The 10083-nt window shown below is 39.3% G+C and carries 9 protein-coding genes; 2 read left to right on the top strand and 7 right to left on the bottom strand.

Features of this window, described 5'->3' with window-relative positions; genetic code table 11:
• The 7 genes from GX437_03985 to GX437_03955 all read right to left on the bottom strand — a co-directional run.
• Positions 1-148 (bottom strand): hypothetical protein (locus tag GX437_03985; GenBank protein NLJ06814.1); only part of this gene is annotated, 148 nt, incomplete at its 3' end.
• Between the two features lie 30 nt (positions 149-178).
• On the bottom strand, positions 179-727 hold the full coding sequence (locus GX437_03980) for an RNA polymerase sigma factor (GenBank protein NLJ06813.1): 549 nt from the start codon (positions 725-727) through the stop codon (positions 179-181).
• Between the two features lie 44 nt (positions 728-771).
• The gene (locus GX437_03975; GenBank protein ID NLJ06812.1) at positions 772-1731 is read right to left on the bottom strand and encodes a transketolase family protein; all 960 of its coding nucleotides are present in this window, start codon (positions 1729-1731) and stop codon (positions 772-774) included.
• Between the two features lies 1 nt (position 1732).
• Positions 1733-3100 (bottom strand): VWA domain-containing protein, encoded by a 1368-nt coding sequence (locus GX437_03970; GenBank protein ID NLJ06811.1) that lies wholly within the window; start codon positions 3098-3100, stop codon positions 1733-1735.
• A gap of 1 nt (position 3101) precedes the next feature.
• Positions 3102-3962, bottom strand: a complete 861-nt coding sequence (locus GX437_03965) for a transketolase (GenBank protein NLJ06810.1) — start codon at positions 3960-3962, stop codon at positions 3102-3104.
• A gap of 102 nt (positions 3963-4064) precedes the next feature.
• On the bottom strand, positions 4065-4754 hold the full coding sequence (locus GX437_03960; protein NLJ06809.1) for a nucleotidyltransferase family protein: 690 nt from the start codon (positions 4752-4754) through the stop codon (positions 4065-4067).
• Entirely contained in the window at positions 4751-6157 is a 1407-nt protein-coding gene (locus GX437_03955) for a phosphotransferase (protein NLJ06808.1), read from the bottom strand. The genes GX437_03960 and GX437_03955 overlap by 4 nt, the downstream gene beginning before the upstream one ends.
• Before the next feature lie 171 nt (positions 6158-6328).
• Between GX437_03955 and GX437_03950 the strand changes: the two genes are divergently transcribed.
• Entirely contained in the window at positions 6329-7993 is a 1665-nt protein-coding gene (locus tag GX437_03950; GenBank protein ID NLJ06807.1) for a dipeptidase, read from the top strand.
• Between the two features lie 528 nt (positions 7994-8521).
• Positions 8522-10054 (top strand): replicative DNA helicase, encoded by a 1533-nt coding sequence (gene dnaB / locus GX437_03945; GenBank protein NLJ06806.1) that lies wholly within the window; start codon positions 8522-8524, stop codon positions 10052-10054.
• Positions 10055-10083 lie beyond the last annotated feature (29 nt).

The raw sequence follows: 10083 nt of genomic DNA, 5'->3' as shown, positions 1-10083 counted from the left end.
GGTTGCTTTTAACTGTTTTTCTCAGTATCTCCTCTGATAATTGGTCAAAATAACCTTCAGGCACATCATAATTTTCCTTTTTATCAATTTCTGCCAGCCGGGGAGAAATCTGTTTAAGCTCATTATGTATGTCTTTTGGGTCGCTCATATTCTTTTGACATAAATTTTTTTCAATCGTTTAATCAGGAATGAACAAATAATGTTCAATTTTTTTAACTGCGTGATGATAATTGGCTTTCAATGCTCCGACAGAAGTATTGGTGATTTCAGCGATTTCTTCATAACTAAGCTCTTCAAAATAACGTAACTGAAATACAAGTTGTTGTTTTTCAGGTAGATTTTTCACACAATTATGAAGTTTTTTCAGAATTTCACCTCCATCTTCCTGAGGAGAATGATCCACCTGAGAGGAAGTAATGTTTTCAAAAACGGCATCAGGTAAGTATTGATTTGTATTGCTTTTGTTTAAAAAGCTGATGGTCATATTCACAGAAATTCTGTAAATCCATGTGAAAAGTTTGGATTCTCCCCTGAAATCATCAATTTTTCTCCATATTTTAATAAAAACCTCCTGTGTCAGGTCATTGGCATCTTCATGATTTTGTACCATACGCCTGATCAGCCAGTAAACTTTCTCTTTGTATTTTTCAAGTAATTGGGTAAAAGCATAGGATCTCCGGTTTTTATCCCGGAACAACAATACAATTTCCTCATCAGAAAGGAACATCTATAAAACATTTTTTGAATATGACCGTACAGAGACCTGAAAGTTTAATGTGTTTTTTTCTTCAAAATTTTTAAAGCAGCTTCAACAATATGATTTTCAGAAAGTCCAAATTTTGTTAAAAGCTCTTCCGGTTTACCGCTTTCACCAAAGACATCATTAACACCGACAACCTCAAAAAATACTGGCAATTCGGCAGACAGCAAGGAGGCAATGCTTTCGCCCATTCCACCTGACTTCTGATGTTCTTCAACGCTGATGGCGCAGAGTGTCTTATGTACAGAATTCAGAATCAGTTCTTTGTCAAGTGGTTTTATGGTATGAATATTTATGATTTCTGCGCTGATTCCTTTTTCTTCAAGTATTTTACAAGCCACAAGGGCTTTCCATACCAGATGTCCGGTAGCAAAAACCGTAATATCTGTGCCTTCATTTAAAATTATTCCTTTCCCTATTTCAAAGGGCATATCATCAGGAATAAAGTTAGGGACATCAGGTCTGCCGAAACGAAGATAAACCGGGCCATCAAAATCAGAAATCGCATGAACGGCCTGCCTGGTCTGATTGTAATCGCAGGTGTTAATAACCGTCATATTGGGCAGCATTTTCATTAGTCCGATGTCTTCCAGAATCTGGTGCGTGGCTCCGTCTTCACCCACTGTCAGTCCCGAATGGGAGGCACATATTTTAACATTTTTCTTGCTGTAAGCCACTGATTGTCTGATCTGATCGTAAACCCGGCCAGTTGAAAAATTGGCAAATGTACCTGTAAAAGGTATTTTTCCTCCGGTAGCCAGTCCTGCAGCTATACCTATCATATTTGCTTCGGCTATTCCGACCTGAAAGAAGCGTTCAGGGAAAGCTTGCCTGAATTTGGTCATTTTAACGGAATCGGACAAATCGGCTGAAAGTGCAACAATATCTTTATTCTTCATGCCAACTTCGAAAAGGGCATCTCCAAAACCGGCACGGGTTGATTTGATGTTGATTACTGGATATTCTTTCATCTTATTTTAAATTGATACTGAGGGATGTTCCTGATGAAACCACAAACTCTTTGTCATTGGTGTAGAAAGTACTACGCGCATTTTTTCTGCGGTAGGATAAAATATAGGTGCCGGGTTGCATGATCAGCACCTGAGTCAGAAGCTTGTCGTCAAGGTTGGTAACCCATTCCAGTTTTCCGTTGACAGTCCTGAAAATGGATCCTATCATGGGAGTTGACGAATAAATAACTATTTTACCTGGTTGCTCAACTTCAATGGTTGTTGTTGAACTTTGCTTGATTTCAACATCTTTAACGTAAATCCGCGGCAGGCTAAGAATCTCCAGATCATACCTCCCGACCAGATATTTTTGTAACGTATTAAATTCCTGTGCATAAACCGTTTCTGTTCCGCCTGCTTTTTTAACAACTGCTATCAGGTTCTTATACTGAGTAATTCCTTTTATCACCAGATTTAAATAGCCCTGAGGTGCATTCACGGCAATGATATTATGTTTGCCATGATTCAGAGATATATTTTCTTTTGTAACAGGTGGAAGTGTATGAACGACAAGATTATAATTCATAAAAGGATCAATGAAAAGGGTATCAGGTAGTCCGGCATCATTCAGGGTATGATAGAAGTTGTACATAATCATACCTTTTTTGCTTTCGTAAAAGGTCATGTCAACATCGGTTTCTGTTGCTTTTCCATAACTGTCGAGCAGGTTTACCTGGGCTGTAGTGTTGTTTAAAGCATTGGAAATGACCACATTAAGGATTTTTTCAAAAGAATTTTCATCGGTGGCATTAAAGAAATTTCCGGCACAGTCCAGCTGACTGATCAAATCTTCATTGATGCCTAACCCAATGATAAAAGGTTTTAGCATGATGCCTCTCTTCTGAAGTGAAAGGGAAACCTGACAAGGGTCACCTCCGCATTCTTCGATGCCATCAGTAATCAAAATGATGATGTTTCTGACATTGTTGGCACGAGGGAAGTCGTTTGCTGCCACTGAAAGAGAATACGCAATTGGTGTCGTTCCTTTTGGCCGGATTTCTTTAAGCCTGGCAATAATCTGATCCTTATTGTCGGGGCCGAAAGGTACTTCCAGACGTGTATCCTTACAATCCTGTTTTACCTTTGGACTGACATGCCCGTAAGCCCTTAGCGCCATTTCAACCTCCTTATTTTGGGAAATACTATCAACAAGTTTGGTCAAAAGTCGTTTGGCAACATCAATTTTTACTTCTTTTTCAAATAATCCCCACATGCTACCTGATCCGTCAAGCAGGAAAAGGATGCGTGTTTTTGGATTTTGTGAAAAAACATTTGACTGAGTTGTTATTAGTAATAATAAAATTATCAGCGTTTTAGAGATTAGTTTCATCTCAGATTATTTTAAAATCTCCTAAAGTTTCAGGCAATTGTGCGAGTGCACGAATAGTTTGATCATCATCAGGAGCTACTCCATGCCAATGATGGTTGTTTTCCATAAAATCAACACCCTTTCCCATGACGGAGTGCATGATGATGCAGACAGGTTTTGACTGTCCGGATACCTGACCAGCTACCTGAAGTGAGGCAATAATATCTTTATAGGAATGTCCATCCATGTTAAGGGTGTACCAGCCAAAGGCTTTCATTTTATCTTCGAGTGAACCTAATGACATGACATCACTAACGTTTCCGTCAATTTGTTTATTGTTGAAATCAATAATGGCAATGAGATTGTCAACTTTATGATGAGCAGCGAACATAAAAGCTTCCCAGTTTTGTCCTTCCTGTAGTTCACCATCTCCGCATAAAACATAAACAAGATGATTGTCGTTGTTGAGTTTCTTTGCCAAAGCATGTCCGATGGCAACGCTTAAACCTTGTCCGAGTGAACCGCTTGAAATTCGGATACCAGGGATATTATCGACAGAAGCAGGGTGCCCCTGAAGGCGGCTGTTCAGCTTTCTGAAAGTTGAAAGTTCATCCACATCGAAATAACCTCTTCTGGCCAGAATGCTGTAAAACAGGGCAGAAAGGTGGCCGTTTGAAAGAAAAAAAACATCTTCGCCTATTCCGGTGTCAGTGTATTTATCAGGGTCGATATGCATGGTATGAAAAAACAGAACGGTAAGTAAGTCAGCTGCTCCGAGTGCCCCGCCCGGATGTCCTGATTTCGCATGGTTGGTCATTCTGATAATATCTCTTCTGACCTGGGTGGCAATTTTTTGCAAATTATTTATTTCTGCGCTCTCCATTGTTTTTAAGTAAAAATCAAATGTATTACTTTTTCAAAAAAGCAAATATCCTACTCTTGTGTTATTTTTCCCCATTATGTGAATGATTAGGAATATTAAAATTTATCCGCTGACCGTTTTACCGACATCCATCCAGTTTCCTGCACTATGCAGATATCCCCTGACTTGCTGCCGACCGCAGACTGTTAAATATAGTTCCGTGAGGGAGAAAACATCTTTTTCGGGGAAAAACTGAAAAATAGAATCGGACAAGACCTGAATGCCACTGAAAGCATAAGGCCGAAGTGCGGAATTTTCATAAATGATGGTTTCGCCAGTCTTTGTGTTTCGCCAACCTTTTAAATTCATCTCTGAGTCAAATAAAAAATAACGCGAAGAATCCCGTTCTGAAACAGCTAATGTTGCAATACTTTGATTTTCAACTGAATAAGTAAAAAACTCTTCTAAATTCAGATCAGAGATGATGTCAACATTGTGAACCAGAAAATAGCCGCTTTTTTCAAAAAACCAGGAAGCTTTTTTTAAGCCGCCTCCTGTTTCAAGAAGATTTTCCTCATGGGAGAAAGTGATGTTGATGTCAAAATTGTTGTTAATTTGTAAGAATTCTTCAATTTTTTCGGCAAAATGATGAACATTGATAATGATGTCTTTAAAACCGTATTTTATAAGTCTTTGAATTACAATTTCTAAGATTGGTGTTCCATTAAGAGGAAATAGTGCTTTGGGCATGGTATCGGTGAAAGGTTTTAACCTTGTGCCTTTGCCTGCTGCCAGAATCATCGCTTTTTTCATGATTTGTCAAGTTCAAAATGTTTGACCCTGACGTTAACGCCCTGCATACCGGCATATCTTTGGGCCAGCTTTTCGGCAAAATAGACTGAGCGGTGTTGACCACCCGTACATCCAAAAGAAATCATGAGGTGATAAAATTTCCTTTCAAGGTAATTTGAAATAGCAGCATCAGTAATGGCAAACACATTTTTCAGGAATTCGTTGGTCTCTTGCTTTGATTCAAGAAAGGCAATGACTCTCGGGTCTTTTCCATTCAATTCTGCATATTCTGCAAAGCGTCCGGGATTGGGTAAAAAGCGGCAGTCAAAGACAAAACCACCGCCATTTCCGCTGTTATCGAGCGGATAGCTCTTTTTATAGCTGAAACTGTTGATGGAAACTGTCAACCCACTGGCTGGTGTAAAACTAAGCTCGCTGAGGGTTTTACTGACAAGTATCTGTTCAAAAACTCTGTACAGTTCAGGCAGATGTAGCTCAGGCCTGTAATGGTCAAAAATCCATTCAAGATTTTTCAGGGCAAAAGGAATACTTTGGAGAAAATGTGTTTTTCTTTCAAAAAAGCCTCTGTATCCATAAGCCCCGAAAGCCTGCATGATGCGGATCAACACAATAGGATAAAAAAACTTATTGAAAATTTCCGGATTGATACCAAATTGTTTTTTCCCCGTTTCGATGTAATGTTCCATCACCTTCAACCTGAACTCAGGCGACAGGTTAGCTTTTGCATCAAACAGGAGAGAGGCCAGATCGTATTGAAGTGGGCCACGCCTTCCTCCCTGGTAATCAATAAAATAAAGTTTTTCTCCGAAAACCATAATGTTTCTTGACTGAAAATCACGAAACATAAAATTGTCGGTTCCGGCTTGCATAAGGAAGTTGGTAAAAGTGTGGAAGTCATTTTCAAGTGCCTGTTCATCAAAAGTTACACCTGCAAGGCGAATAAAATAATGCTTGAAATAGTTCAGGTCCCACATCATGGATTGCTTATCAAAGGCTTTGCGTGGGTAACAGATATTGTAATCAAGTCCGCGATGGCCGATAAACTGAAAGTCAAGCAGGTTTTCAACTGCTGAAAAATATTTTTCGCTTATTTTATCTTCAGATCCGGCTTCCTGTAAATAGCTGAAAAGTGTTGTGTCGCCTAAATCCTGCAGAAGATAATGCTTTTGGTCGGTTTCTACTTCAAAAATATCAGGGACATTTAATCCGAGCCATCTGAAATGACGTGTAAGGGTAAAAAATGCCATGTTTTCCCTGATATCTTTGTTGAATGCACCTATAGCCGTTGAATTGCCTGACTTTAACCGGTAATATTCCCTTACCGATCCTGAAGCAGGCAGTTTTAAAGTTTCCTTTGCGATTTGATCGAAGTGCCTGTAGAATAATTCATTAAGTATAAGTATATCAGCTTTTTCCACTGGTCTTTTTTGATGCAAAATTATCCGGCTGTTATGCTTCCGGCAAATGCTTTTATTCACAGCATTCAGATTTTAATAAATTTTTGTGAGGAACTGGCTTTCATTGGCCTTCTTAATTTATTTTTGCCCGTCTAAAACTTATTAAAAATCATTGATATGAAACGTAAAATAAGCTTGTTTTTACTCTTTACCTTATTTGTCAGCTTGATTTCTGATGCATGCACCAATTATATTGTTACAAGAGGTGCTTCTGCTGATGGTTCAACTTTTATTACCTATTCTGCCGATTCGCACGTTCTTTATGGCGAGTTGTACTATAAACCGGCAAGAGATTATCCCGAAAATGCCATGATGAGAATATACGAATGGGACAGTGGTAAGTTTTTGGGAGAAATCAAACAAGTAAGACATACTTATTCCGTTGTTGGCAACATGAATGAATATCAGGTTTCAATTGGAGAAACCACTTTCGGGGGTAGAGAAGAATTGGTGAATCCTGAAGGAATTATTGACTATGGTTCATTAATCTACCTTGCTTTACAAAGAGCAAAGACAGCCCGTGAAGCCATTCAGGTGATGACAAGCCTGGTGGATGAATATGGTTATTACAGTTCAGGCGAATCATTCTCCATTGCCGATAAAAATGAATGCTGGATACTTGAAATGTTAGGAAAAGGAAAGGGTAAAAAAGGCGCTTTGTGGGTAGCTGTCAGAATACCAGATGGTTATGTGAGCGGACATGCCAATCAGTCCAGAATAACCACTTTTCCGTTGAATGATCCTGAAAACTGTCTGTACGATAAAGAGGTAATTTCTTTTGCCAGAGAAAAAGGCTGGTACACAGGACCCGACAAGGAATTCAGTTTTTCAGATGCCTATGCTCAGCCGGATTTTGGCGGAGCTCGTTTTTGTGACATCAGGGTTTGGGCATTTTTCAACCATATTGCCGATGGAATGGATAAATATCAGGATTATGTCAGCGGTCATATTAAAATTGAAAATGGCAAGGTAGTCGGACGTATGCCCCTGTATATCAAGCCAAAAAGAAAAATTACCGTACAGGATATGATGTTTTTCATGCGTGATCATCTGGAAGGCACTGCATTCGATATGACCAAAGATATAGGTGCAGGCCCCTGGGGATTACCTTACCGCTGGCGTCCGCTGACATGGAAGGTTGATGAAAAAACTTACTGCAATGAAAGAGCAACGGCAACTCAACAGACAGGTTTCGTTTTTGTTGCACAGGCACGCAACTGGCTTCCCGATCCGATTGGCGGTATTTTCTGGTTTGGTGTCGATGATGCCAATACAACTGTTTTTTCTCCAATGTATTGCGGAATCAATAAGGTGCCTCCTGCTTATGCCGAAGGTAACGGCAACATGCTCCAATTCAGCAATGATGCCGCTTTTTGGGTATTTACCATGGTTTCCAATTTTACCTATCTGCGATACAGCTACATGATTGAAGATGTCAGAAAAGTTCAGAAGGAACTTGAAGACAAGTTTGTGAGTTATATGCCGGCTATTGATCTGGCGGCAAAAAACCTTTATGATAAAAACCCTGAGCTTGCTCGTCAGTTTCTGACTGATTATTCTGTTAACACGGGGCAGGCTGTTGTGGAGCGTTGGAAACAGCTTTTTCAGTATCTGATTGTTAAATACCATGATGGCAATATCAAGAAAGAAAAAGACGGACAATTTGAAACCAATGGCTATGGTATGCCGGTAAGCCCTTCACAGCCCGGTTATCCTGAGTGGTTTCTGAAGAAAATTGTAGAAGACAAAGGTTCTTTCCTCGAAGCTCCCTCGGGTCATTAAGTAACTGTAATATAATATTTTACATTCTATATTCTGGTTTACAGTTAGTTGTTTGTATGTAGTTTGTTCTCAGTGTATTATAAAAAATAAGAATAATTTATTTTGCTTGTTTGAGCTGGTTTTACCTTTGGCTTTAAATGAAAAATCATAATGGTTTCAAACTCAGTTGATTTAATATAAATGACAGATTATCAGTAATATATAAGTAAAAATTATTCAGAAAAAAATGTTTAAAAAAAGTTTCCGAAAAAGAAAACTTGCCTGATTTTGGATAATGGGCATGCCAAAATTAATTGTTAAAAAATTATCAGGGCAGGAGGAGATTGAATTAAAGTGGAATGTGGATAAAAAAGTCAGTTTTGAATTGTTAGTGGCAGAATTAAAAAAAATATCAACAAAATATTCACAGAAAACTTTCAGCCTGTGAATTGATAATTGGTTTAAATACGATATTTTTACGGTAAAACTGACCCGTTTACCTTAGCGTCAAAATTCAATAGCGGGAAAGAGGAAAACAAAGCAGTTTTTATGGAAAAGAAGACAGAATCGTTTTCAGAAAGGCTTACAAGTATCAGGGCAAAGATACAACAGGTGGCTTCACAGCAACTGGAGTACGGCAGAATACCGCCTCAGGCTGTCGATATCGAAGAAGCTGTTTTGGGTGCAATTATGCTCGAAAAAGATGCCCTGACGGAAGTAGTTGATTTTCTCCATGCTGATGTTTTTTACCGTGAGGAACATAAAATAATTTTTAATGCCATCCTGAACCTCTACAATAATACGAAACCGATTGATATTCTTACAGTTACTAATGAATTAAGGTCTGAAGGGAAGTTAGAGGCTGTGGGTGGAGCTTTTTATATCAGTGAGTTGACCAATAGGGTTGGCTCTTCTGCTAATATTGAATACCATTCCAGAATACTTGTCGAAAAATTCCTTTTAAGGGAACTGATCAGGATTTCAACGCAGGTACAGGTTATGGCCTATGATGATCAGACAGATGTGTTTGATTTGCTTGACCAGACTGAACGTGAAATATTTAATATTTCCCAGGGTAATCTGAAGGGAAGCTATCTGCCCATGAGTACCTTGATTACAAAAAGCATTGAAGAAATTGAGAATATTTCAAAAAACAGGGAAAAAACAGGGACTTCAGGCGTGCCGTCCGGATTTATTGAGTTGGACAAGATCACACTTGGCTGGCAGAAAAGCGACCTGATCATTATTGCTTCGCGTCCCGGTATGGGTAAAACTTCATTTGTCTTATCGATGGCCCGGAATGCCGCTGTTGATTTTGAGAAATCCGTTGCCATTTTTTCACTTGAAATGTCGGCCACTCAGCTGGTTAACCGTTTGATTTCGGCTGAAGCTGAAATACGTTCTGAAAAACTGAGGAGTGGTGATTTGGCTGAGCACGAGTGGGAGCAGCTTCATGCAAAAATTTCAAAGCTGGCAAATGCAAAAATATTTATTGACGACACCCCGGGAATAAATGTATTTGAACTGAGGGCAAAATGCCGGAGAATGAAATCGCAGTACGGCATCGATATGGTCATTATTGACTATCTGCAGTTGATGAACTCTCATATCGATAATCGTAAAAATGTCAACAGGGAACAGGAAATCAGCTCTATTTCAAGAGCACTGAAAGCAATGGCTAAAGACCTTGATGTACCGGTCATTGCGCTTTCGCAGTTAAGCCGTGAGGTTGAAAAAAGATCAGGGACTAAAAAACCCATGCTTAGCGACTTGCGTGAATCAGGCTCTATTGAGCAGGATGCCGACCAGGTTTTGTTTATTTATCGTCCGGAGTATTACAAGATTTATGAGGATGATGACCACCTGCCTACGAAAGGAGTTGCCGAAATTAATCTGGCCAAAAACAGGCATGGTCAGGTCAGAGATGCTATCCGGCTTAGATTTATTGATTCTTTTGCAAAATTTTCAGACCTTGATTATAATCTTGGCCTGCCTCAGAATGGCACCTTTGTTCTGCCTTCAAAAGCAAACCATGATCTTCCGGACCAGGAAGATGAGGACGAACCTCCCATGCCATTTTAGTTATCAGATTATTAGCCTGATTAACAGGT

Source organism: Sphingobacteriales bacterium, from assembly GCA_012517435.1.
Taxonomy (GTDB): domain Bacteria; phylum Bacteroidota; class Bacteroidia; order CAILMK01; family JAAYUY01; genus JAAYUY01.
The sequence above is the reverse complement of the archived record's forward strand: the minus strand, read 5'-3'. Positions and strand labels throughout refer to the sequence as shown.

Bases quoted from the DNA above. Each gene is read 5' to 3' on its own strand.
- GX437_03980 (NLJ06813.1), bottom strand. From the start codon at position 727: ATGTTCCTTTCTGATGAGGAAATTGTATTGTTGTTCCGGGATAAAAAC.
- GX437_03975 (NLJ06812.1), bottom strand. From the start codon at position 1,731: ATGAAAGAATATCCAGTAATCAACATCAAATCAACCCGTGCCGGTTTT.
- GX437_03970 (NLJ06811.1), bottom strand. From the start codon at position 3,100: ATGAAACTAATCTCTAAAACGCTGATAATTTTATTATTACTAATAACA.
- GX437_03965 (NLJ06810.1), bottom strand. From the start codon at position 3,962: ATGGAGAGCGCAGAAATAAATAATTTGCAAAAAATTGCCACCCAGGTC.
- GX437_03960 (NLJ06809.1), bottom strand. From the start codon at position 4,754: ATGAAAAAAGCGATGATTCTGGCAGCAGGCAAAGGCACAAGGTTAAAA.
- GX437_03950 (NLJ06807.1), top strand. From the start codon at position 6,329: ATGAAACGTAAAATAAGCTTGTTTTTACTCTTTACCTTATTTGTCAGC.
- dnaB (NLJ06806.1), top strand. From the start codon at position 8,522: ATGGAAAAGAAGACAGAATCGTTTTCAGAAAGGCTTACAAGTATCAGG.